Origin of the sequence: Citrobacter sp. Ca225, assembly GCF_030337175.1 — a bacterium.
Lineage (GTDB): Bacteria > Pseudomonadota > Gammaproteobacteria > Enterobacterales > Enterobacteriaceae > Citrobacter_A > Citrobacter_A amalonaticus.
This window is the reverse complement of sequence record NZ_JAOWCD010000063.1, coordinates 67,081-88,768: the sequence shown is the minus strand read 5'-3', so window position 1 is coordinate 88,768 and position 21,688 is coordinate 67,081. Positions and strand designations below refer to the sequence as shown.

The following is a 21,688-nucleotide window of genomic DNA, read 5'->3' as shown; positions in this document are numbered from 1 at the left end:
CTTCGCTTGCCCGGCCTACGGTCGTACATTCTGTAGGCCGGATAAGGCGCTTACGCCGTCATCCGGCACACAACGACTTACTTGATAAACGTAAACGCCGTGGTGACGCGCTTCACGCCGCTGACCCGGCTGGCGATATCCGCCGCGGCTTTGGCTTCACGTTCGGTCACCAGGCCTAACAGGAACACTTCACCGTTTTCGGTTGTCACCTTCACGTTGGAAGATTTAACTTGGTCGCTGGTCAATAACTGAGAGCGTACTTTGGTGGTGATCCAGGTGTCGTTTGAGGCGGTGCCCATACCAATCGGCTCACCCTGACGGATCTCGTTATAGACTTCGGTGGTACCATCGACGCCCATTGCAATCTGTTTGGCGCGTGAGGAGAGCTCGCTATTCGGCGACTGGCCGACCAGCAACACTTTACCTTGATAAGCCGTCACGTTAATTCGCGTTTCTTTCTTGATCTGTGCATCTTTCGACAGCGCACTGTTGACGCGCAGTTCCAGGGTTCCATCGTCCACCTGAGTGCCTACGCTACGTGGATCTGTTGCTGCTTTGGTACCAACGGCGGCGGTTCCGACAACAGCGGCGGCCACACAACCTTGCAACAGCAGAGCAGAAATAAGGACTGCGATTGGCGATAAAGCCTTCATGTGTACTCCTTAATCATCCTGGTGGGGGAAAAGCGTGTTATCGATCAGATCGCACAGGCAGTTTACCGTCAGCATATGCATTTCCTGAATGCGTGCGCTGTGATGCGAAGGGATGCGGATCTCAACATCCTGTGGCCCTAACAGTCCAGCCAGTTCACCCCCGTCATATCCGGTCAATGCCACAATCGTCATGTCTCGCGTGACCGCTGCTTCCACGGCCTTCACGATATCGCGGCTGTTACCGCGCGTCGAGATGGCCAGTAAGACATCACCCGCATGACCCAACGCCCGAACCTGTTTTGCATACACTTCGTCATGCAGGCGGTCGTTGGCAATCGCTGTTAAGACCACATTATCCGTATTTAGTGCAATCGCAGGTAAACTAGGACGTTCTGTTTCAAAACGGTTGATCATGCTGGCAGCAAAATGCTGTGCGTTGGCAGCGGATGTCCCATTACCACAACAGAGAATTTTGTTGCCATTGAGCAGTGAATGAACCAGCGTCATGGCGGCACGAGAGATAGCATCCGGGAGGGCTTCTGCCGCGGCAATTTGCGTTTGAATGCTTTCGGTAAAGCAGACTTTGATTCTGTCTAACACGCTAATCCTTAAGAGCTAATCCATCAGGCTATTTTATTTGCCATTTGGACCTGGGCGGTGCTCCCACTCTTCACGTACGACATGTACGCGCCGGTGGTTCCGCGCTGTCCGTGTCCAAACTGGCTGCAACAATATATGCCCAATGGGTCTGCTCTGAATCTTCAATTATGAGCAGTCGGTAAAGGCATTTCTCAACCACTCAACGTCATTTCCGGTGAAGGCTAACACATCGAACCGGCAATCCACAGTATCAAAACTCCCATTGTGGCGCGCGAGCCACAAACGGGCGGCCTGTAATACTTTGCGTTGCTTGCTGTGCGTCACACTGGCAGCGGCGCCACCGAATGCCGCAGAGCGTCGGTAGCGGACCTCAATAAAGACGGTTGTCTTGCCATCACGCATAATCAGATCAATTTCGCCGCCGCGTTCACGCACGTTGGCGGCGATAAAATGCAGTCCCTTGCGCTCAAGCCAGCGACGCGCGGTGGTTTCCCACGTGTCACCAGTCTGCTTGCTCGTTAACTGGCTGGGACGATCTGCCCTTGCTGGTACTGGAGCCATGATAACTTCCTGTTAATCACACAGTCCTGACTGGCGGTCAGCGCGCCGGTATTCCCATTAATTTCAAAACCCTGCACCTGACGCATCTGGGAGAAATGGTTGGCCAGCGACCAGGCATCGACGCCCATTGCATACATGCGCGCCAGCGAATAGTCGTTATGCACGGCACCGAGTGCCTGCTGCATCAGCGACGGGTTCGCGCCTGCCAGCATTGGGATCTCGCTGTACTGCAGGCCATCCATTTCCAGACGGAAGTCTGGGCCGGCATTCCCTTGCGCGCTGCGTGAGCTGGCGTACAGCGTTGCACCGCTCTGGCTACCGTTGCGCATGGCGATCATAGGCTTGATGAAGGCTATCTCATTCGGGGTTGCCAGAATATAGACGGCGTCCACGCGACCTCCGTTACCGCTGATTTGCGCATCCGTTGGTGGGGCCGGGATGGTTAAATTGCCAATAGTGACGCCAGGTTGAGACGGCGTGCTCGCGGCAACCGGGCTACCGGTTAAGGCAATGCCGGAACCGCCGTTAACGCCCATACGCAGTTCCGCCGTTGAGCCAAATTTCTGCTGCAGCACCGTACCGCCTCCCAGTTTTTGCCACTCCTGGGCAAAGGCGTTAGCAACACGATCGCCAAGCGCGCTACGCGGGATCAGTAGCAGCGGTGACTGTTTACCCTGTTCATGAATATGGCGCGCGGCATCACGCGCTTCATCTTCCGGTGAGAGAGCGAAGTAACAGATGTTTGCCCGACTCTGTACCGATTCCGGCTGGTTAAGCGCCAGTACGTTCAGCGGGGTGTTGCTTTTGACCAGTTCGTCGACATTGTTTTTCAGCAGCGGACCGACCACGATGCTCGCGCCATCCTGCTGAACCTGCGCCAGGATCTGATCGAGCGGTTGGGCGCTGGTATCATAAATTTTCAGTTCTGCGGAAGGATTTGCCGCCGCGCTTGCGGTGGCTGGCTGCGCTGGCGTAGCCTGCGGCGCGCTGACCGGAGCAGGCTGATCGGCCTGCTGTTCGTCGGTCAAATCACTCACTGACGCCTGAGAAGGGCTGGCGACGCCATCTGTCAGCTGCGGCTGCGGGTCTGCTAGCGTTGTGGCCGCAACCGGAGTCGGTTGCGCGGTGGGCTGCGTATCGACCGGTTGCGTGCCGAGATTTTTGGCGGCTTCAAAGCCTTGTTGAATGGTGCGACCAAACACCGCAGCCTGACCATTTAGCGGCAGCAACAGGGCGATTTTGCTAGTGGACGCGGGCTTAAAGCTCTGTACGTTAACCAGTTGGGTTGGCAGCATTTTTGCGCCTGGATTCTGCGGATAGCGTTTTTGCCAGTCGGCAATACCTGCTTTCATCATGTCCGGATCGCTGCGGTTATCAAACCAGACGCGTTGCAGATCCAGCCAGCCCTGCAATACGTTTTCATCGGCATTGATCACCAGAGCCTGGGCCTGCTCTGGCGTCATTGACGACAGCGCCTGCCAGGTGGCGTCGATGTTTTTCTGCTTATCCTTCTCGCTAAGCAGCGGTTCCTGAGCAATCAAGGCGCGCAGCAGTGAGAGTGACGGACGGCCCTGGCTGGCGTCAATCTGCGCCTGCCAGTAACGAGCCTGTTGATTTTGCTCAAAATCAGACGGGGTAAGCTTTTCCAGCAGCGACTGCGCGCCGGTAAAATCTTTCTGTGCCAGTTTGATTTCAACGGCTAACAGCGACTGTTCCCGGCGCTGGGAATCATTCAGATCCTGCGGCAACTGATTAAACAGTTCGATAGCCTGCTGGCTTTTGCCTTCTTTCAGCAGTGCACGAATGGCGAGTAATTGCCAGTTGGTCTTGCTATCATTTGCGCTTTGCTGCATCTGTTGCAGATAAAAGCCGGAATCAGCTTGCGCTGTGCCCTGCATATGGGCAGTGCTCTGATCGGGCGCCTGGGTGCCACAGCCGACGAAAATCAGGGCTGCCAGAACGATGGGCAGACAGCGCGCGGCTTTTAAACGAGAGAATGTTAAGGGTACCATACTGTATCCAGTGATATTTTTTATACGCAATGCTCAATATTAAATCGGCAATACGGACGACACAATGACACAACACGAATCGGCGGAGAATTCTCGCGGCCAACTCTTTATTGTACCTACTCCAATTGGGAATTTGTCTGATATTACCCAGCGTGCGCTCGAAGTGTTACAAGCCGTTGATTTAATTGCCGCGGAAGATACTCGTCATACCGGATTATTATTGCAGCATTTTGCGATTAATGCCCGACTGTTCGCCCTTCACGATCATAACGAACAGCAAAAAGCAGAAACGCTGGTAGCGAAGTTGAAAGAGGGGCAAAACATCGCGCTGGTTTCTGATGCCGGGACGCCGCTGATCAACGATCCGGGTTATCACCTGGTGCGTACCTGTCGTGAGCAAGGCATCCGTGTGGTGCCGTTGCCGGGTCCCTGTGCGGCGATTGCCGCGTTAAGCGCGGCGGGGTTGCCGTCCGACCGCTTCTGCTATGAAGGTTTTTTACCAGCGAAATCAAAGGGACGTCGTGACGCGCTGAAAGCTATTGAAACCGAACCGCGTACGCTGATTTTCTATGAATCCACCCATCGCCTGTTAGACAGTCTGGAAGATATGGTCGCAGTCTGGGGCGAATCCCGTTATGTGGTGCTGGCGCGCGAGCTGACCAAAACCTGGGAGACGATCCACGGCGCACCGGTAGGTGAACTGCTGGCGTGGGTGAAAGAAGATGAGAACCGGCGCAAAGGCGAGATGGTGCTGATTGTGGAGGGGCACAAGGCGCAGGAAGATGACCTGCCCGCCGATGCTTTGCGCACTCTCGCACTCTTACAGACCGAGCTGCCACTAAAAAAAGCGGCAGCGCTGACGGCAGAAATCCACGGCGTGAAGAAGAACGCGCTGTATAAGTACGCGCTGGAGCAGCAGGGGGAGTAAATTCAGCAGACACGCTGCAAAGTTGTAGCGTGTCTGCTGAGATGAGTGGCTACCGATCAGAATAACGCGAGCCATCCAGTAAGCATGTCGTATTGTCATGCAGCCACAAAAACGAGGCCGGAACAGCCGTCGTCACGGTAGCGGTCAGGTATTTTTCGACAGCGGCCTGCTTGCCATCCCCGGCAATCAGCAGCAAAATTTCTTTTGCATTGAGGATCTCCTTCAGTCCCAGCGTGATACCGTGTGTCACCGGACGACCGGCCGTTTTCAGCATGTCATGATGGCGCGTTTGGTCATCAAGCCTGCTGATATGGCAACACGGCTCCAGCGCGGTTCCCGGCTCGTTCAGCCCCAGATGACCATTTTTGCCGATACCCAGTACGCATAAATCAAGGCCACCCCGATGGGCAATCAAATCCGTCACGCGTTCGCACTCTTTCTCATCGATATTTTCCGACTGAAAGCCGATCAACTGTTCCGGGCGCAGGCCAAGCGGTTGTACGATGTGCTGTTGCAGGAACGATTCACAGGTACCCGGTGTGTGTAAGGGAATCCCCACCCATTCATCGAGCTTCACGAAGGTCACGTTTCGGATATCAACTTGATTCTTTTGTATTTTCTCGACAAAGAAACGATAGGTCAGTTCAGGTGTGGCACCGGTCGCCAGGCAAATCGTCGCGTCAGGTTTGTCCTGTATAACCTGAATCAATCGTTCGCTGGCGCGATCGCTGAGCGCATCGTAGTGGTCGCAGTACTGTATGCATTGCATTGGTCAGTCATCCTTTTGACGAGGGGCGCACGTACTGTCGCGCCCCGTTCAGTTTACAAAATGCCGAGTGCGGAAGAGACGATAGAAAGCACGAAGGTGACACCGATTAGCAATACCGGATGTGCTTTTTTCACCCGCAGCAGGTAGTACATCAACAGCGTGTAGCCCATGGGTAAAATGTTCGGGAAGACCTTATCAAAGAAGTCCTTTTGTAGTGCCACATTGTGCGTGCTGTCGATGGCAAAAGAGGTCACGACATTAATATGGACGTAAGACGCGATCAGACCGCCAATCACCGTGATCCCGAGGATGGTTGCCGAGCGGGCGATCATCTGCGAGTTTTCCCTCACCTTATCAATGGCTTTTACCCCAACCGAATAGCCGACGTGAGTCCAGCCGACGCGCAGGAAAAAGATCATCAGATAAACGGCGAAGAACAGAATCGGCCCCAGCAAATTGCCCTGGCTGGCGAAAGAGGAGCAGATCCCCGCCATGATCGGCAGCAAAGTGAACCAGAAAATGGCATCACCAATCCCGGCAATAGGGCCAAACAGCGCCACTTTCAGGCCTTTAATGGTGTCGCGGTTTTCTCCTTTCTCTTCCATGGAGATAAGCAGCCCCATCAGAAAACCGACGAGGTTTGGGTGGGTATTGATAAATTCCAGATGATCTTTCATGGCCGCACTCAGGCCCGGCTTATCATCTTTATAGATTTTTTTCAGAATCGGCAGCATCGCCCAGGTAAAGCCGCCCGCCTGCATCCTTTCATAGTTAAAGCTCGCCTGCAGAAGCGAAGAGCGGAAGCCAAGACGGGTAATGTCTTTTTTACTGATTTCAGATCCCATTGCTGTAATCCTCTTCATCATCATTTTTATGGGCGGCAGGCTGGGGTTGCGCCTGCTGTTTAGCTTTGGCATTGAAAAACTCGTACACGGCGAAGCCCGCGCCGAGGACAGCGACCGGGAGAAGGTTGTTGACCTGGATGTAGCAGACAAAAAGGAAGCCGGCGATCAGATAAGGAATGTACTGTGCTTTGAACATCACGCGCAGCAGCAGACCAAAACCAACGGCAGGCAGAATACCGCCCGCGACTTCAAAACCATGAGTAAGCCAGGCGGGCATGGCTTTCACCAGCGCCTGCATGGCACCCTGCGCCAGATAGGTACACAGAAACGCGATAATCGCGTAAGAGCAGGCGACAATCAGCGTCGTTAGCCAGTTCAGACGGGAAAATGCGCGGGTGTTGGCTTCTTTTGCGCAGTTGTCGGCTCTGGACATAAACAGGGAAAAAGCGGAATAGAAGAACAGAATCACATATTGCATCAGCAGACTGAACGGCAGGCCAAGGCCGATGGCGGTTTTGGCATCCACGCCGGTAGACCAGGCGATCACCGTTGTCATCAATCCTGCCATGATGGGGTTTGGCGGTTGTACGCCGCCGGCGGGCGTCAAACCAGCAAAAGCCAGTTCGGTCAGACCGCCGGTGATCAAACCAATATGAATGTCGCCAAGAATGGCGCCAGTGAGCGTACAGACAATAATTGGTCTGAATAAAAACAAGGCTTCCAGCCAAAAATCGATTCCCAGAAAGAAGACTAGTGCCGCGAGGGATATCCCTTGTAAAAGCGTTATTTCATTCATTGTAAACACCTCATATAAATAAGTCCCTTTACTATGAAAACGTTGGCTTGTTATTTACTCCGGGATCGCTTCTTTTTGATCGCCAGGGACATCCTGAATAAAAATGTTTACGCCATGTTTCTTAATGAACTGCAGATCATTAAGGTCCTGCTCATTGACATAAACTTTACTGCTGATCTGCTTTTTGCCTTCTGAGAAGTGCATATTGCCGACGTTCACGTCGTTAAGCGTGATACCGCCTTCGAGCAGCTTTCTGACTGTTTGCGGGGTGCGGCAAATCAGGAAGATCTTCTGATGCGGCGCTGCTTTACCGATGACATTGATAGTTTTTTCTATAGAGAAGAAGCGGATACCGAAACCGTAGGTTTCTGCGGTGATGCTCATTAATTTCTGCTGAATCTCATCCTGAGCGACATCATCATCCACGACGACCAGCAGATTGGCACCGATCGTTGATGTCCAGGTGACACCCACCTGACCATGCACCAGTCGGTTATCAATACGCGTTAACAGGATATTTGGACTGCTCATACTTAAATCCTCACCATAAAATAATTGAATGACTGAACTTGTTGAAATATATTATTCTTACCGTATCGCATTCATTAATTAATTCAGCGTGATGTAATCTCGTTATTCTCCTCCGCTATTTGGCCAGAAAGCGCTACCTGATATTAATCAGATAGCGCTTTTGTGTAGTGATGATAAAGCCGACTCGCTTACGATAACTCGTGGTCGACTAAAAGTTTATTGGCCGATCCACAGACATTGATTTTACTTCTCACGACTTCTTTCATTGCATCCATACCGACGCGCATGTAGTAGCGCGGATCGTTGCCCTGTGGGTTGTCGGCAAACCACGCTTTCACGGCATCGGCAAAGGCAATTTTCAGTTCAGTGGCGACGTTAACCTTACAGACGCCCAGTTCTATCGTGCGGCGCACGTACTCGTCAGGCACATCGCTCGCGCCATGTAGCACCAGCGGAATATCCACCACTTCACGAATTTCAGCCAGACGCTGGAAATCGATTTTCGGCTTTTTGGTGTACAGGCCGTGCGCGGTACCGATCGCGACGGCAAGGCTGTCGACGCCGGTCAGCTCAACAAAGCGTTTGGCCTCCTGCGGATCGGTCAGAAAGGCGCTTTCTGCGTCAACGCTCATGTCATCTTCGACGCCACCCAGTCGCCCCAGCTCCGCTTCGACGCTGCAATCGCGGGCGTGGCAGAAATCCACCACCGATTTCACCAGCTTCACGTTTTCTTCAAACGGAAAATGGCTACCGTCGATCATGGCGCTGCGCACTCCGGCGTTCACTTTATGGCGAATGTCGTCCAGCGATTCATGATGATCGAGATGCAGCGCCAGCGGCATGCCGTAGGTGGTGGAGTAGGCGGTGCACAGCGCGTAAAGCTCTTCCAGCGCGATATGTTTAAAGGTGCCAGGCGTACCGGCGAGGATCACCGGTGATTGCATTTCGCTACACACTTCGAGGATCGCCTGGATCGTCTCGGCATTATGGATGTTGAAGGCCGGAACGGCGTAGCCTTTTGCCTGGGCATCCTGCAAGAGATACTTCGTGGAAATGATACTCATGATCGGATCCTCTTAAGCCTGCCACGGGTGAATAACGACGCCCTGCACCACGCGGTTGACCGTACCGCTGCGGGAAGGGGTATCCGGCGTATTACCGACTGCAATGGACTGGGTGAGCGCAAAGACCTGGGCATACATCAGGTAGCAGAACGCCAGTTCGGTATCGATGAAATGACGCGCAGACGGCAGCAAAATGTGCGGGCCGGCTTCGATAATGGAATCGCTTTCGGCTGCAATGGCAACAACGCGCATGGCCTGATCATCGCGACGCAGCTCTGCCAGCAGATCGAGATCGTACTGCCGGGTGTAAGGGTGGCTGGAGATATACACCACGATCAGCGTTTCGTTATCCACCAGTGATTTCGGTCCATGACGGAAACCGGTTGGAGAATCGTAAAATGCCGCCAGCTTACCGGCGGTCAGTTCCAGGACTTTCAGGGCCGATTCACGCGCGGCACCCTGCAATCCGCCGCTGCCGAGGTAGACGATCCGTTTCCAGTTTTCATTGCCAAACACGCCGTGGCTGAAATCACCTAGTGAGGACAGGATCGTCTGGCAGCGATCCGCGACGTCGCGGAAGGTCTGGCTGTTGATGAGTTTCGGTGCGAACACCGCCAGGCAACTGGCCATCATGGTGGTAATACTGCTGGTCATCGCAAAACCGCGATCGTGTGTTTCTGCCGGCATCAGCAGAGCAAAAGCGTTATCGCTTGCCACCGCGTTCTGGTACAGGCTGCCCGCTTCATTGCAGGTGATCGAAAGGTGATAGCACTCAGGGACGAACTGGTTTGCCAGTTCCACTGCGGCGACGCTTTCCGGGCTATTGCCGGAACGGGCAAACGAGACCAGCAGCAGCGGATGCGCCGGATTCAGATAATCCATCGGATTGGTGACCAGATCGGTGGTCGGAACGGCGCTGATGTTTTGCCCCGTGTGGCTGGCAAGCCAGGGAGAGATGATCTCGCCAATGAATGCCGAGGTACCTGCCCCGGTCAGCACGATCCGCAGATCGTCTTTACGCAGTAGTGGCGCAAGAAAGTTGTCGATCGTGGTACGTATCGCGTCAATGTTCGTCAGCGATCGGATCCAACTGGCAGGCTGCTGGCGGATCTCTTCTTCAGTCCAGGTTCCGGTGGTTGCCGCTGCAGGGGTATAGGTTTCTGGCATATCGTAAGTCCTTAGTCTTGTGAATTCCACATCAGACGCTGGCAAAATGTCGCTATCTTTCGTTTCGTTTCACTTGTTCACATGATCGATTGATTAAAATCTATAGGAAAGAAATCGAAAGTTCAATGATGCGAAATGAAATAAAACGAAAAGTGTGATCGATTGTACGGAGAGCGTTTTTATCTTATTGATCTGTAATAATTCTCTCTGAAAGTTCTGAGGTGAGGGTTTTCTTAAGCGAAAGGAAAAGAAAGGCCTTACGATTCATGATCGAAGGCCCTGGAGAAAAAAAGGGTCAAAGGGGGAGGCGCTGACCCTGAATCCAGATCTGTTGTAAATGCAGTCCGCCATTGAGAGCGATCATGTTGGCACGTTTGCCCACGGCTAACGATCCTAAGTGGCTGTCGATCCCCAGCAGTTGCGCTGGATGGAGCGAGGCCATATGGATCGCCTCCTCAGGGGCGATTCCTGTCAGTTCAACCATATTGCGCACTGCCGCATCTACCGACAACGTACTGCCTGCCAGGCTACCCGATGCGGTTCGCACGATTCCGCCATGCATGTCGACCTTTTCACCGCACAGCGTGTAGTTTCCGTCGGGCATACCGGCGGCCTGCATCGCATCGGTGATCAGCACCAGCCTCTCTTTGGCACAGCAGCAACAGAGCTTCATGGCGGCCGGATGGACGTGGTGCCCGTCGGCGATGAGCTCCAGCCACGCGCGTGGATCGGTGAGTCCTGCGCCAACCATTCCTGGTTCACGGTGATGGAGTCCGGTCATACCGTTGTAGTAGTGCACAAGTCCGCTCGCGCCTGCGTCAAAGGCGGCCTGGGTTTGCGTCCAACTTGCCGCGCTATGCCCCAGCATCACCCGTATACCCTGTTGCCTGAGATGGTGAATCGCCTGCAAGGCGCCCGGTTTTTCCGGTGCCAGCGCCACCACCCGCAGGGTCTGTCGTGACATGGCGACCAGCTCATCAAGTTCCGTGAGGTCCAGCTCGCGAAACAGCTCCGGGGGATGGGCACCTTTATTCTGCGGCGTGAAGTAGGGCCCTTCCAGATAACTTCCGAGCACCTGGGCGCCAGGCCCGCCGGAATAACAGCGTTGAGCGATGCGCTCCAGCGCGCGGTGAATCGTCTTCAGCGGCGCGGTGACGGTGGTGGGGAGCCAACTGGCAACCCCTTCACGTGCTTTGTGCATCGCCAGCTTGTCCAGTGCGTCCGGTTCATCGTCCATCACATCGACCCCCGCGCCACCGTGGACGTGGGTGTCAATATAAGCGGGACACAGTAGCTCGGCGTCGCGCACGGTGATGCCCGGAGCAATCGGCTCGATGGCCGTGATGATGCCTTCTTCAACGCGCAACTGATGATCGTCCAGCCAGCCCTGCTCGGTGAGCAGGCGTCTGGCACGCAAAACCTGCGTCATATTCCTTCCTCGATGGGGTGCTCCTCGCGACAACGCCCCAGCTCATCGACCAGGCTGGTCAGGCCGCGATGCCCGCACTCCAGCGCCTGCACACGAAATGCTTCGCTGCTGAGTCCTTCGCGATCCAGCACCATCTCCAGCAGCAATTGCAGGTTGGTGCCAGTGATCACTTCCCGGCCTGGTTTCAGCATCGCCAGCGTAGAGGCGACGCGAAACGGCGTGCCGCCAAGCAGGTCGGTCAGGAAAACGATATCTTCCTCGCCGTCCAGTTGTTCAATCGCCTGCTCAAGCTGCGAGGTGAGCAGCGCAGTGGTGGAGGTTTCCGGAAAGTCGATGGCGATAAACTGCGACTGCTCGCCGAGGATCTGTTTCATCGCTTTTTCCATACCGCTGGCAAACCCACCGTGCCCCGTCAAAATAATACCTAACATCGAAGACCTCTTTGCTTTACAGGAAGTGACAGAACTTGCCGACGACGCCCAGTACCACGGTGATACCGATGAGGCGCAGCGGACTCCAGCCGCGACGGACTAACCAGAACATCGTCAGGGTATAGACCAGCGGTAAAAAAGCGGGCATCAGTTTGTCGATAACGTCTGCCTGGAGCTTAACGACCGCATCACCCGCCTTGATTTCGAGCGTGGTATTCAGACGCACATAGGTCGCCACGAGTGCGCCAATGACCGTCATCCCGACGATAGACGCCGCGTGGCCCACTTTCTTCGTATTGGCCTTGATGAGCGGAATGGCGGCGACCCCCATACGATAAGCATAGTGCGCCAGGCCAAAACGCAGACCCAGATGCACCACGTTAAATAACACAATAAAGACCACTGCGCCGAGGATGGAACCCTGCAAGGCCAGACTGGCCCCAATGCCGCCGCAAATAGGCAACAGCGTCAGCCAGAACATCGCATCGCCAATCCCGCCAAGCGGCGCGCCAACGGCAATTTTGGTGCTCTGAATGCTGTTAACGTCCTGTTTTGAGCGCTCCATCGCCAGAATGATGCCAATGACAAACGTCACCAGGAAGGGGTGGGTATTGAAGAAACCCATGTGGCCTTTCATGGCGCGCGCCAGATCACGTTTATTGGTGTGGATCTTTTTCAGCGCAGGCAGCAGCCCGTACAGCCACCCGGAAGCCTGCATACGTTCGTAGTTAAACGACGCCTGCAACAGCATGGAACGCCAGGCCACCCGGTTGATATCTTTTTTGGTCAGCTCTGCGCCAATACTCTGATCTTCATAGATGTTTTCGTTTACGCCGGAAAGTAGCGTTTCGTCGCTGTCGGAAACAGTCGGAAGCGTTTGTTGATTAGATGCCATCTTCGAATTCCTCTTTCTGGGCCGCAGATTGCGTCGGTTCTGGAGATTTACGCAGCAGGTCGATCAGCGCCATGGCCAGTGCCGCAGCGGCGATCGCCAGTACCGGCAGTTTGAGCCAGGCGGCTCCCACGAAGCTGATGATAAAGTAAGGGATATAGACGTTTTTCATCATGATTTTCAGCAGTACGGCAAAGCCGATGGCTGGCATGATGCCGCCTGCGACGCCGAGACCGTCAATCAGCCGTTCCGGCAGAACATCAATGGCCGTTTTCGCGTGCTCTGCACCGAAGTAAATCGGCAGAAACGCACACAGAAAATAGAAAATCCCCAGTGCCAGTAACGCCAGATAGTTGACCCGTTCAATACCGGCGGTGTCGGCATTCGCCGCCATGCGATCGCAGCGGGACATCACCCCGGACATCACGGAGAACAGGAACGTAATCCCCATCTGCACCGCCACGGCAAACGGCACGGCGACGCCCACGGCGACATCCGGTTTCACCCCAGTTGTAATGGCGAACGTCGTACCCACGATAGTGCCGATAATGACGTTTGGCGGTTGCGCGCCTGCCAGTGGTGCGAGTCCCATCCACACCAGTTCTAGCGTACCGCCGGTTAAAATACCGGTATGCAGATCGCCCAGAATCAGGCCGACCAGCGGCCCAAGCACCACCGGGCGGTGCATGTGTGTTAATCCGTTGAACATATCCAGGCCGGCAATAAAGGCGAGGATACCTAATGCAAAAGCCTGTAACAGACTAATTTCCATGGTGAAGGCCTCAGATGAGTTTAAAGAGATCCTGCGCAGGTTCTGTCGGAACGCCCTGAACAAAGCATTCCACCCCGGCGGCTTTCAGGCCGTTAAACGCCGCAATATCGGTCGAGTCGACAGAGACCGTTTTGGCAATCTGTTGTTTGCCATTGGCGTAGTGCATATTGCCGACGTTGATGCGTGTAACAGGCACCCCACCTTCGACCAGTTTGAGGAAATCGGTGGGGGATTTACAGACCAGCAAAATCTTCTGCCGGTCGGCGGCGCGGTGAATGTTGTCGATCACTTTTTGCAGCGACCAGAAGCGCACGGCGATCCCTTCTGCCAGCACCATCTCCATCAGGTTCTGTTGCACAGTGTCTTCTGCCACCTCATCGTTGGCGACCAGGACCAGATTTGCCCCCGCAAATCCGACCCACTGCACCCCGACCTGACCATGAATGAGTCTTTCGTCGATACGGCTGAGTACAATATTTGGCATAGCGTGTTCCTCTTTTTTGTTATCCGTTTTGGGACGTTACGCCCTGGCAGGCGGCATGGTACTGCTGCAGTATGTCCTGAATATGGTTGATGATGAGTTCTCGCGGTGTGGCATTGAGATCTCCCTCGCGCACTTTCACGTACTGCAAAGGTAAATACTGGCTAATGAGCGGCAGGGGAATCGGCTCATCCGCCAGATTGCGCACCAGTCGTTCAAACGCCTCATCAATCTGGCTGTCTGGCCAGTAGTAACGAACACGATCGGAATAGCTGTAGCCCCGCGCCAGACGGCGGGTATTGCCATCGCCGTGGTAGTGGCTCTGCCAGTATTCCGGACGATCGAGCATGACGCTCTCAAGGACATGACGCAGGTCGGAACAGGCTTTTGCCGGGAGTAACTCTTCTTCAATGGCGGCCAGCGAGAACAGCGCTTCGCGCAGGGCGAAGGTCAGGGCCGGGCCGACTTTCAGGATGGCAAAGTGATCTTTCACTAACTGGCGCAGCGACTGCGGCGTCTGGTAGTCCGTGGAGTGCGCCTCAAAAACCAGCGTGTCATACGCTTCCACCATCTTGCTTAACGCGACGGCTTTTTGTGGTTGATAATCAATGATGTGGGTATGGTCGAACTCAACGCCGGGTTGTACCACCAGCGCGATGATACGGGGCCAGATGGCATTGAGTCCCTGCTTTTCAAAGGCGTGACGATGGGCTTCCAGTGTCGCTCGTGCGGCCTCAGGCGTGGTGACAGCCAGTTCGGTGAGCGTCTCATGGGCTCCGCCCGGTACCGGCACTTCAGTGCCAATCACATAAACCAGATCAGACTCGCCAAAATGAGCAATGCAGGTCTCTTCGGCAATCTTCGCCAGGCGCGCGGCACGTTCCGCGACGATGGCATCGGTCAATGGCACGGGATCGCCCTGGCAGGACATGCTGCAATCAAGGTGGATTTTTTTGAATCCGGCGGCGACATAGCTTCTGATCAGTTCGTCGGCATTGGTCATTGCCGGTTCTGCGGCCAGGTTTTGCCAACGATTAGGGCCGAGGTGGTCGCCCCCCAGAATCAGTTGCTCCTGAGGGAAATTAAGTGAGTCGGCCAATTGGCAGACAAAATGGCGAAAATCGGCTGGGGTCATGCCCGTGTAACCGCCAAACTGGTCAACCTGATTTGAGGTTGCTTCAATCAGCAGCGGCGAGTGATTTGCCTGTGCGTAACGTATTGCGGATTCCAGCACCAACGGATGCGCGGAACAAACGGCGTAAATTCCGTTTGTCTTACCTCGTTTATGCTGTTCCACCATATCAGTCAGATGTTTCACTTTCCTCTCCAGGTCAGATAACTGCGACATACAATCTTTCGTTTTGTTTCACTTGATACTGCATCATGGTCTTATAAAAATAAAACGAAAGATAATAGTTTTCCGATCTGTTTCACAAAAGAAACATAATGAAAGCATTCAGCGGGATTTTTTGCCCTTCAGGTCGACTTTTTTCGGCTTGCATTCCGATAAAAGAAAGGCGTTAATAGGCGAAACGAAATGAAACGAAAGAATTAGCCAAAGGATTTCTTATGAGCAATACCGATGCTTCTGGAGACAAGCGGGTGTCAGGCACCAGCGAAAGGCGTGAGCAAATTATCCAGCGGTTGCGGCAGCAAGGAAGCGTACAGGTGAACGATCTTTCGGGATTGTTTGGCGTTTCCACGGTGACGATCCGCAACGATCTGGCGTTCCTGGAAAAGCAGGGGATCGCCGTTCGCGCCTATGGCGGCGCATTGATTTGCGACAGTAATACGCCAGGTGCGGAGCCTTCCGTCGAAGATAAAAGCTCACTGAACACGGCGGTGAAACGCAGTATCGCCAAAGCGGCTGTGGAGTTGATCAAACCGGGTCACCGCGTGATCCTGGACTCCGGTACCACGACCTATGAGATTGCGCGCCTGATGCGTCAGCATAGCGATGTGATTGCAATGACCAACGGGATGAACGTCGCCAATGCCTTACTGGAAGCAGACGGCGTGGAATTGTTGATGACCGGTGGTCATCTGCGCCGTCAGTCGCAGTCGTTTTATGGCGACCAGGCCGAGCAGTCGTTGCAGAATTATCACTTCGATATGCTGTTTCTGGGCGTCGACGCCATTGATTTAGAGCGAGGCGTCAGTACTCATAACGAAGACGAAGCCCGGCTAAATCGCCGGATGTGTGAAGTGGCGGAACGGATTATCGTGGTCACTGACTCCAGTAAATTTAACCGCTCGAGCCTGCATAAAATTATTGATACCCAACGTATTCACACCATCATCGTCGATGAAGGCATCCCGGAAGAGAGCCTGAAGGAGTTTCATCGCAGTGGCGTTGAGGTCATTATCGTCCAGGCGGCGTCGTGAAAATCACAAAAATGTGATGTCCTTCAATTAAGCAAAAAGAAAAATGTCAGCGGGTTTTTGCCGAACCCGCTTTCGTTTTTTCACTGATTTTTCGTCTCCTTCTCCCGCTCACCTGTCCTGCACGCTTTTCGATCTTTCGCATTTTTCATTTTCGGTTTAGATAAAACGAAAGAAAAACAGGCTTTTTTGCCAAAATCCGCGCTGCGGACGTGTTCACAAATTCGCCTTAAGTCTTCTGATTTAATATATTAAAAAGAAAACGAAAGCGATAAATCGCTAAAACATAACAATATGCAATGGAGCAAAAGCAATGCTGGATAATTTAAGACGTCGCGAGCAAATCATCGATCTGTTATGCGATCAAGGTAGTGTTCGTGTCGAACCCCTGAGCGTGCATTTCGGCGTCTCAAGCGTCACTATCCGCAATGACTTACGTTATCTCGAGCAGAAAGGCTGCGTCATGCGTTCTTATGGCGGCGCCGTATTAAATCAACACTTTGCCCTCGATCGCCCCTTACAGGATAAAGACCGGCTGAACCGCGATGTGAAATCGCGGATTGCCGAAAAAGCGGCCAGTTTTGTCAAAGATGGCGACACGTTGATTCTCGATTCTGGCTCGACCACCACGCTTATTCCTCCGTTGCTTAAAAGTCGTCGCGATCTGGTGGTGATGACCAATGCGCTGAACATTGCCTGGGAACTCGCCAATTTTGAACGGGTGGATGTCATGATATTAGGGGGAAATGTCAGGCAAAGCGTTTACTCGCTGTATGGTCCTTCAGCGGAACATCAGCTCAGACAGTATCGGTTTGATAAGCTCTTTTTGGGCGTTGATGGATTTTGTCTGGAAGCCGGGATCACCACGCCGCATCCAGGGGAAGCGCACCTTAACCAGGTGATGTGTCAGGTAGCGCAGGAGGTTACGGTCGTCGCGGATTCCAGCAAGTTCGGCCGCAAAAGTTTTTGCATGATCAGTGAAATCAGCGGTATTGACCGGGTGATTACCGACAGTGGTATTCCGGAGCATTATCAACAGGCGCTCAGCCAGATGGGGGTGGATGTCGTTATCGTGGATGAATAAGAGAGAACGCCGGCAAAAGCGTGTTTTGCCGGCGATCGCTTAGTGCATCAGTGCATCCTGTTCGACCAGCAGCAAGGCGGCACCGCGTACGCCGCTGGATGCGCCATGCACGGCCGGGAAGACATTCGCGGGGGCGAGCCCCGGGAAGAGATAGCGCGACATGGCGCCGGGCAGTAAGGTGTAAATTTCCTCAATGTTAGAGACGCCGCCGCCCAGAACAAAGGCGTCGACATCCAGAATGAGCTGCAACTGCGCCAGCGTACAGCCCAGCATATCAATCCACGCCTCAACCGTGGCGACGGCGCTGGCGTTGCCATGACGGTAATTTTCCAGCAGCGTCTCCATTTTGAGCTGTTCCCCGCTAAAGTGCTTATGCAGCCAGAGTAAACCGGGGCCGGACTGGTAGCGCTCCAGACAGCCCTGTAAGCCGCAGCCGCACGTGATCTCCGGCAGGTTATAGCGGCGCATAAAGGTGGCGGGTAGCGGTAAATGCCCAAACTCGCTGGCCATCCGGTTGCGCCCACGATAGAGCTGCCCGTCGATCACCAGTCCTCCGCCCATGCCGGTGCCAATAATGGCGCCAAAGATTCGCGAGAACTGACGGGCCTGCTGGGTATGCGCCTCTGACAGCGCGAAGCAGCAGCAGTCATTGTCCAGGGCCACCGAGCGGTTGAGTCGGTGCGCCAGATCGTCCATCACCTGCCGTCCGGTCAGACAGGGGACGTTCGACGACAGCAGCTTTCCGGTATGTCTGTCCATCAATCCAGGCATGCCAATGCCGATTTTGCCCTGCATTCCCGTAGCCCAGTCGGCGGTATCGATGAGCGAGGTAAAGGTCGAGAGAAAGAGTTCGTAATCCTGAACCGGCGTGGCTACGCGCTTGCGCCAGCAAACCTGCATTTCCTTATCAAAGGCGACAATTTCAGTTTTTGTGCCGCCAATATCAACACCGTAAAACATGCCACATCTCCTCGAATTTCACAGTGTAACCAGACAGTTTTCCTTGCGAGCGCGCTCTGCGGCAAAGACCATTAAGTGACTTTCCAGCGATTCATCCGGGCCGGAGAGAATCATACTTTGATCGCCCGCCATCACGGCGTGAATAAAGCGATCCATCAGATAGTAATCCCCGCCGCCGTGGCCTCCCATTTGGGTCTGCGTGCCTGCGGCGATCTCGTCGATCGTGTAGAGCGTCTCGCTGTCCGTCAGAAAATCAAACACCCGGATCTGCTCGCCATCGCCCTCGAGATAGCCTTTCGTACCGAAAAGACGCGTCTTTCGATCTTCCATACGGGTAAAGGCGGTCATGGTGAACGTCACGGTTTGCTGATGCGCGAAACGCAAGTTGACCACCTGATGATCCACTACGTCGTTATCACAGCGATAAACGCAGCGGCCATACGGACCTTCGCGCAGCGCCTGACGGACATTTTCCTCGGTGGGATCCGCCGTCAGCACGCGACGGAAATGTGGCGTGCATTTGTGATCCTCGCCGAGATAAATTTTGCAGGCTGACCAGGGGCAGCTCGCCTCAACCTGGCAATCCAGGCAGCGGTCGGCGGCACCCTCCGGCTGGTTCTCCTTTACGAAATGGCTCAGGTTGCCAAATGAGGTCACATCCTGACAGCGATCGCCTATGATGTAGCGGATCCAGTCCATATCGTGGCAGGATTTCTGTAACAGCATAAACGACGATTCCGCTTCGTTACGCCAGTTGCCGCGAACGAAAGAGTGCGCCTGGTGCCAGTAACCCACCGGCTCAAGATGCTGCATGCTGACGATATCGCCAATCACCCCGCTGTCGAGCAGGGACTTGAGTTTTTGCGTATAGCGGGTGTAGCGCAGAACGTGGGCGACACCCAATAAGACGTTGTTGCGCTTCACCGCAGCGATGATGGTGCGGCACTCTTCCGGCGTGGGAGCGATCGGTTTTTCCAGCAAAATATGATAGCCGAGGTCGGCAAACGCGACGGCAGGCTCTTTGTGCATCGTATCCTGAGTACAAATCAGTACGACATCTGCCATTCGTGGGCGGGCCGCCGCCTCTTTCCAGTCGCGAAAGATGTTTTCCTGCTCAATTTGATGCTGAGCGACAAACTGTTGGCGATACGCCTCTCTGGGTTCCGCCACGCCGACCACCTGCATGCGGTCCGGATGCTCAAGCGCGTAGCGAGAATAGATTTCGCCACGCGCGCCTGCGCCCACCACTAACACGGTCACTTTCTTTGCACACATATAAACCTCTCATTTTGCCCTTGCCTGCGTTCGCGTTGTTCTGCGTGGCGGGGCATTAAAAAAACAAACTGGATTGCTTGCACCTGATGATGACGTTCGCGACTTCAGGCACTGGCTAAATTTTCTTCATTCTGCTTATCGAATAAAAAGGCGGCTTCAAGATTGAATTTCACCCTGATCGATTCGCCGGGCAGCGGACTCCAGTCCGGTGACGAATTGACTCGCAGGATCATTTGCTGTGCACCGATATCGAAATGCAGGAGATCTTCATTGCCCATTCTTTCCACGTTGGTGATCCGGGCGTCGAAAGCCGCAGGATCGTTGTGCTGCGCCAACTGAATCGCCTCCGGACGAATGCCAAACCAGACGCTGTCGTGCGGATAATCCGTCAGTTGGGAGATCAGTCGTGCGGTTAAGGGCAAGGTCAGCGCGTCATTCAGACGCAGTCCGTGCGTGTGCGGGTCGAGCCCCAGAAGATGGATATTCATTGCCGGGTTACCAATGAAACCCGCCACGAATTTATTCTTTGGCTGATGGTAGATATTGCCCGGCGTGTCGACCTGCATGATCCGTCCACCGTTGAGTACGCAAATGCGGTCACCCATGGTCATCGCTTCAATCTGATCGTGTGTGACATACACCATTGTCGCGTTCACGCCTTCGTGACGCAGTTGGCGGTGAAGTTCCGTCAGGCGCACGCGCATTGACATGCGCAGTTTGGCGTCGAGATTGGACAACGGCTCATCAAACAAAAACACCTCAGGCTTACGCACAATGGCTCTGCCGACGGCAACGCGCTGGCACTGACCCCCTGAAAGTTGACCCGGTTTTTTGTCGAGTAGCGTTTCGATTTCCAGTTTGCGCGCGGCTTCCCGCACGCGAACATCTATCTCCTGCTTGTCCATTTTGCCCTGCAGGCTGAAGGCCATATTTTTGTAGATCGTCATGTGGGGATAGAGGGCGTAGTTTTGAAAAACCATCGCCACGCCACGTTCTTTTGGCAGCAGGTCGTTGACGCACCGTTCGCCAATGGAAATATGACCATGAGTAATCTCTTCCAGACCGGCGATCATGCGCAGTAACGTTGATTTGGCACAGCCGGATGGCCCGACAAAAACCATAAATTCGCCATCGTGAATTTCAAGGTCAACGCCATGAATCGCCTGAAAGCCATTCGGATAGATTTTGCCTACTGACTGTAATTGAATGCCTGACATAATAATGCCCCTTATCCTTTAATTCCGGCACCGGCGATGCCACGAATGAAATAGCGCTGGAAGAAAATATAAAGTAACAACATGGGGATAATCGCGAGCAACGCTCCCGCCATGAGCATGGGATACTCCACCCCGGCGCGACCGGAGAGCGAGGCCAGACCCACCGGCAGCGTCATTTTGTCCATTGAGGTATTGACGATGAGCGGCCACATTAAGTTATTCCAGCTCCACAACCCGTTAATAATGACGCAGGCGATAAGTCCCGGTTTAATCAGCGGCAGCATGATTTTGAAAAAGATCGTTAAATGGTTATAACCATCCATAATGGCCGCTTCTTCCAGCTCTTTCGGTACGGAAAGAAAAAACTGGCGCAATAAAAAGGCGCTATAAATACTGAATAATCCCGGCAGCACCAGGCCTGGAATGGAGTTCAGCAGACCTATTTTCTCGATCGTTAAAAACTGCGGGATCAAAAAGATCTGTCCGGGAACCATCAGAATCGAAATGCAGAGCATAAAGAGGAGATCGCGCCCTTTAAAACGCAGGCGGGAGAAACCATACGCCGCCATCGCGGCAATCAGCGTCTGTAAGATGACGATAACCAGCGTGGAAACGATCGAGTTAAAATAAAAGCTACCAAACGGCATCTCATGCAAGATTTTATCGTACGCCTGAAACCCCGGATTGGCGGGCAGCAGGATCGGCGGAAAGGCAATACTTTCCGCCTGGGTTTTAAACGAGGTGATGATCATCCAGAGAAAGGGAACCACCGTGACCAGCGTCGCCAGGATCATCAGGCCATAAATCAGCCATTTTTCACGTTTTGTCATGAACATAGT

At 53.9% G+C, this 21,688-nt stretch carries 23 protein-coding genes; 3 read left to right on the top strand and 20 right to left on the bottom strand.

What is annotated here, in order from left to right:
- Positions 1–77: 77 nt before the first annotated feature.
- The 4 genes from dolP to OGW13_RS08550 all read right to left on the bottom strand — a co-directional run bounded on the left by dolP (position 78) and on the right by OGW13_RS08550 (position 3,826).
- Positions 78–653, bottom strand: a complete 576-nt coding sequence (gene dolP / locus OGW13_RS08565; RefSeq protein ID WP_042998268.1) for a division/outer membrane stress-associated lipid-binding lipoprotein — start codon at positions 651–653, stop codon at positions 78–80.
- A gap of 9 nt (positions 654–662) precedes the next feature.
- Positions 663–1,253 carry a DnaA initiator-associating protein DiaA gene (gene diaA / locus OGW13_RS08560; protein ID WP_023246631.1) on the bottom strand — a complete coding sequence of 197 codons (591 nt, stop codon included), beginning with the start codon at positions 1,251–1,253 and terminating at the stop codon, positions 663–665.
- 165 nt (positions 1,254–1,418) lie between these two features.
- Complete coding sequence (locus tag OGW13_RS08555) at positions 1,419–1,814, bottom strand: YraN family protein (RefSeq protein ID WP_058587528.1); 396 nt, start codon at positions 1,812–1,814, stop codon at positions 1,419–1,421.
- Complete coding sequence (locus OGW13_RS08550) at positions 1,772–3,826, bottom strand: penicillin-binding protein activator (protein ID WP_287115895.1); 2,055 nt, start codon at positions 3,824–3,826, stop codon at positions 1,772–1,774. The genes OGW13_RS08555 and OGW13_RS08550 overlap by 43 nt, the downstream gene beginning before the upstream one ends.
- Before the next feature lie 64 nt (positions 3,827–3,890).
- Here OGW13_RS08550 and rsmI point away from each other — a divergent pair, with 64 nt between their 5' ends.
- Positions 3,891–4,754: a 16S rRNA (cytidine(1402)-2'-O)-methyltransferase gene (rsmI, locus tag OGW13_RS08545; RefSeq protein WP_042998265.1), complete on the top strand. Its 864-nt coding sequence runs from the start codon at positions 3,891–3,893 to the stop codon at positions 4,752–4,754.
- A gap of 49 nt (positions 4,755–4,803) precedes the next feature.
- Here the strand turns inward: rsmI and OGW13_RS08540 are convergent, their stop codons facing one another.
- The 12 genes from OGW13_RS08540 to kbaZ form a co-directional block, all read right to left on the bottom strand.
- The gene (locus OGW13_RS08540; RefSeq protein WP_054176903.1) at positions 4,804–5,523 is read right to left on the bottom strand and encodes a galactosamine-6-phosphate isomerase; all 720 of its coding nucleotides are present in this window, start codon (positions 5,521–5,523) and stop codon (positions 4,804–4,806) included.
- A 53-nt stretch (positions 5,524–5,576) separates the two neighbouring features.
- Positions 5,577–6,368 (bottom strand): PTS galactosamine transporter subunit IID, encoded by a 792-nt coding sequence (agaD, locus tag OGW13_RS08535; RefSeq protein ID WP_042998263.1) that lies wholly within the window; start codon positions 6,366–6,368, stop codon positions 5,577–5,579.
- The gene (gene agaC, locus OGW13_RS08530; RefSeq protein WP_042998262.1) at positions 6,358–7,164 is read right to left on the bottom strand and encodes a PTS galactosamine transporter subunit IIC; all 807 of its coding nucleotides are present in this window, start codon (positions 7,162–7,164) and stop codon (positions 6,358–6,360) included. The genes agaD and agaC overlap by 11 nt, the downstream gene beginning before the upstream one ends.
- 54 nt (positions 7,165–7,218) lie before the next feature.
- Positions 7,219–7,695 (bottom strand): PTS galactosamine transporter subunit IIB, encoded by a 477-nt coding sequence (agaB, locus tag OGW13_RS08525; protein WP_042998261.1) that lies wholly within the window; start codon positions 7,693–7,695, stop codon positions 7,219–7,221.
- 188 nt (positions 7,696–7,883) lie between these two features.
- Positions 7,884–8,759 carry a tagatose-bisphosphate aldolase subunit KbaY gene (gene kbaY, locus OGW13_RS08520; RefSeq protein WP_044267500.1) on the bottom strand — a complete coding sequence of 292 codons (876 nt, stop codon included), beginning with the start codon at positions 8,757–8,759 and terminating at the stop codon, positions 7,884–7,886.
- A 12-nt stretch (positions 8,760–8,771) separates the two neighbouring features.
- Positions 8,772–9,926 carry an AgaS family sugar isomerase gene (locus tag OGW13_RS08515; RefSeq protein ID WP_104445737.1) on the bottom strand — a complete coding sequence of 385 codons (1,155 nt, stop codon included), beginning with the start codon at positions 9,924–9,926 and terminating at the stop codon, positions 8,772–8,774.
- Positions 9,927–10,221: 295 nt separating this feature from the next.
- Positions 10,222–11,355, bottom strand: coding sequence for an N-acetylglucosamine-6-phosphate deacetylase (gene nagA / locus OGW13_RS08510; RefSeq protein ID WP_287115891.1), 1,134 nt, complete (start codon positions 11,353–11,355; stop codon positions 10,222–10,224).
- Positions 11,352–11,786: a PTS galactosamine/N-acetylgalactosamine transporter subunit IIA gene (gene agaF, locus OGW13_RS08505; protein WP_042325173.1), complete on the bottom strand. Its 435-nt coding sequence runs from the start codon at positions 11,784–11,786 to the stop codon at positions 11,352–11,354. The genes nagA and agaF overlap by 4 nt, the downstream gene beginning before the upstream one ends.
- 16 nt (positions 11,787–11,802) lie before the next feature.
- Positions 11,803–12,681 (bottom strand): PTS N-acetylgalactosamine transporter subunit IID, encoded by an 879-nt coding sequence (agaE, locus tag OGW13_RS08500; RefSeq protein ID WP_044267503.1) that lies wholly within the window; start codon positions 12,679–12,681, stop codon positions 11,803–11,805.
- Complete coding sequence (gene agaW, locus OGW13_RS08495; protein ID WP_287115889.1) at positions 12,671–13,450, bottom strand: PTS N-acetylgalactosamine transporter subunit IIC; 780 nt, start codon at positions 13,448–13,450, stop codon at positions 12,671–12,673. Before agaW ends, agaE begins: the two co-directional genes overlap by 11 nt.
- A 10-nt stretch (positions 13,451–13,460) precedes the next feature.
- Entirely contained in the window at positions 13,461–13,934 is a 474-nt protein-coding gene (agaV, locus tag OGW13_RS08490; RefSeq protein ID WP_042998255.1) for a PTS N-acetylgalactosamine transporter subunit IIB, read from the bottom strand.
- Positions 13,935–13,953: 19 nt separating this feature from the next.
- Positions 13,954–15,279 (bottom strand): tagatose-bisphosphate aldolase subunit KbaZ, encoded by a 1,326-nt coding sequence (gene kbaZ, locus OGW13_RS08485; protein ID WP_044255870.1) that lies wholly within the window; start codon positions 15,277–15,279, stop codon positions 13,954–13,956.
- 221 nt (positions 15,280–15,500) lie between these two features.
- Between kbaZ and OGW13_RS08480 the strand changes: the two genes are divergently transcribed.
- Complete coding sequence (locus OGW13_RS08480; protein WP_042998254.1) at positions 15,501–16,316, top strand: DeoR family transcriptional regulator; 816 nt, start codon at positions 15,501–15,503, stop codon at positions 16,314–16,316.
- A gap of 310 nt (positions 16,317–16,626) precedes the next feature.
- On the top strand, positions 16,627–17,397 hold the full coding sequence (gene agaR / locus OGW13_RS08475) for a transcriptional repressor AgaR (RefSeq protein ID WP_287115888.1): 771 nt from the start codon (positions 16,627–16,629) through the stop codon (positions 17,395–17,397).
- Between the two features lie 39 nt (positions 17,398–17,436).
- On the opposite strand, the gene OGW13_RS08470 is transcribed toward agaR, so the two are convergent.
- The 4 genes from OGW13_RS08470 to OGW13_RS08455 all read right to left on the bottom strand — a co-directional run bounded on the left by OGW13_RS08470 (position 17,437) and on the right by OGW13_RS08455 (position 21,685).
- Positions 17,437–18,357, bottom strand: coding sequence for an ROK family protein (locus OGW13_RS08470; RefSeq protein WP_042998252.1), 921 nt, complete (start codon positions 18,355–18,357; stop codon positions 17,437–17,439).
- Between the two features lie 18 nt (positions 18,358–18,375).
- On the bottom strand, positions 18,376–19,632 hold the full coding sequence (locus OGW13_RS08465) for a Gfo/Idh/MocA family protein (RefSeq protein WP_287115886.1): 1,257 nt from the start codon (positions 19,630–19,632) through the stop codon (positions 18,376–18,378).
- 104 nt (positions 19,633–19,736) lie between these two features.
- Positions 19,737–20,849 (bottom strand): ABC transporter ATP-binding protein, encoded by a 1,113-nt coding sequence (locus tag OGW13_RS08460; protein ID WP_287115884.1) that lies wholly within the window; start codon positions 20,847–20,849, stop codon positions 19,737–19,739.
- Positions 20,850–20,860: 11 nt separating this feature from the next.
- The gene (locus OGW13_RS08455; protein WP_080343276.1) at positions 20,861–21,685 is read right to left on the bottom strand and encodes a carbohydrate ABC transporter permease; all 825 of its coding nucleotides are present in this window, start codon (positions 21,683–21,685) and stop codon (positions 20,861–20,863) included.
- Between the last annotated feature and the right edge of the window lie 3 nt (positions 21,686–21,688).

Coding starts and splice junctions, on each gene's coding strand:
- dolP (WP_042998268.1), bottom strand. CDS start 653: ATGAAGGCTTTATCGCCAATCGCAGTCCTTATTTCTGCTCTGCTGTTG.
- OGW13_RS08555 (WP_058587528.1), bottom strand. CDS start 1,814: ATGGCTCCAGTACCAGCAAGGGCAGATCGTCCCAGCCAGTTAACGAGC.
- OGW13_RS08550 (WP_287115895.1), bottom strand. CDS start 3,826: ATGGTACCCTTAACATTCTCTCGTTTAAAAGCCGCGCGCTGTCTGCCC.
- rsmI (WP_042998265.1), top strand. CDS start 3,891: ATGACACAACACGAATCGGCGGAGAATTCTCGCGGCCAACTCTTTATT.
- OGW13_RS08540 (WP_054176903.1), bottom strand. CDS start 5,523: ATGCAATGCATACAGTACTGCGACCACTACGATGCGCTCAGCGATCGC.
- agaD (WP_042998263.1), bottom strand. CDS start 6,368: ATGGGATCTGAAATCAGTAAAAAAGACATTACCCGTCTTGGCTTCCGC.
- agaC (WP_042998262.1), bottom strand. CDS start 7,164: ATGAATGAAATAACGCTTTTACAAGGGATATCCCTCGCGGCACTAGTC.
- agaB (WP_042998261.1), bottom strand. CDS start 7,695: ATGAGCAGTCCAAATATCCTGTTAACGCGTATTGATAACCGACTGGTG.
- kbaY (WP_044267500.1), bottom strand. CDS start 8,759: ATGAGTATCATTTCCACGAAGTATCTCTTGCAGGATGCCCAGGCAAAA.
- OGW13_RS08515 (WP_104445737.1), bottom strand. CDS start 9,926: ATGCCAGAAACCTATACCCCTGCAGCGGCAACCACCGGAACCTGGACT.
- nagA (WP_287115891.1), bottom strand. CDS start 11,355: ATGACGCAGGTTTTGCGTGCCAGACGCCTGCTCACCGAGCAGGGCTGG.
- agaF (WP_042325173.1), bottom strand. CDS start 11,786: ATGTTAGGTATTATTTTGACGGGGCACGGTGGGTTTGCCAGCGGTATG.
- agaE (WP_044267503.1), bottom strand. CDS start 12,681: ATGGCATCTAATCAACAAACGCTTCCGACTGTTTCCGACAGCGACGAA.
- agaW (WP_287115889.1), bottom strand. CDS start 13,450: ATGGAAATTAGTCTGTTACAGGCTTTTGCATTAGGTATCCTCGCCTTT.
- agaV (WP_042998255.1), bottom strand. CDS start 13,934: ATGCCAAATATTGTACTCAGCCGTATCGACGAAAGACTCATTCATGGT.
- kbaZ (WP_044255870.1), bottom strand. CDS start 15,279: ATGTCGCAGTTATCTGACCTGGAGAGGAAAGTGAAACATCTGACTGAT.
- OGW13_RS08480 (WP_042998254.1), top strand. CDS start 15,501: ATGAGCAATACCGATGCTTCTGGAGACAAGCGGGTGTCAGGCACCAGC.
- agaR (WP_287115888.1), top strand. CDS start 16,627: ATGCTGGATAATTTAAGACGTCGCGAGCAAATCATCGATCTGTTATGC.
- OGW13_RS08470 (WP_042998252.1), bottom strand. CDS start 18,357: ATGTTTTACGGTGTTGATATTGGCGGCACAAAAACTGAAATTGTCGCC.
- OGW13_RS08465 (WP_287115886.1), bottom strand. CDS start 19,632: ATGTGTGCAAAGAAAGTGACCGTGTTAGTGGTGGGCGCAGGCGCGCGT.
- OGW13_RS08460 (WP_287115884.1), bottom strand. CDS start 20,849: ATGTCAGGCATTCAATTACAGTCAGTAGGCAAAATCTATCCGAATGGC.
- OGW13_RS08455 (WP_080343276.1), bottom strand. CDS start 21,685: ATGTTCATGACAAAACGTGAAAAATGGCTGATTTATGGCCTGATGATC.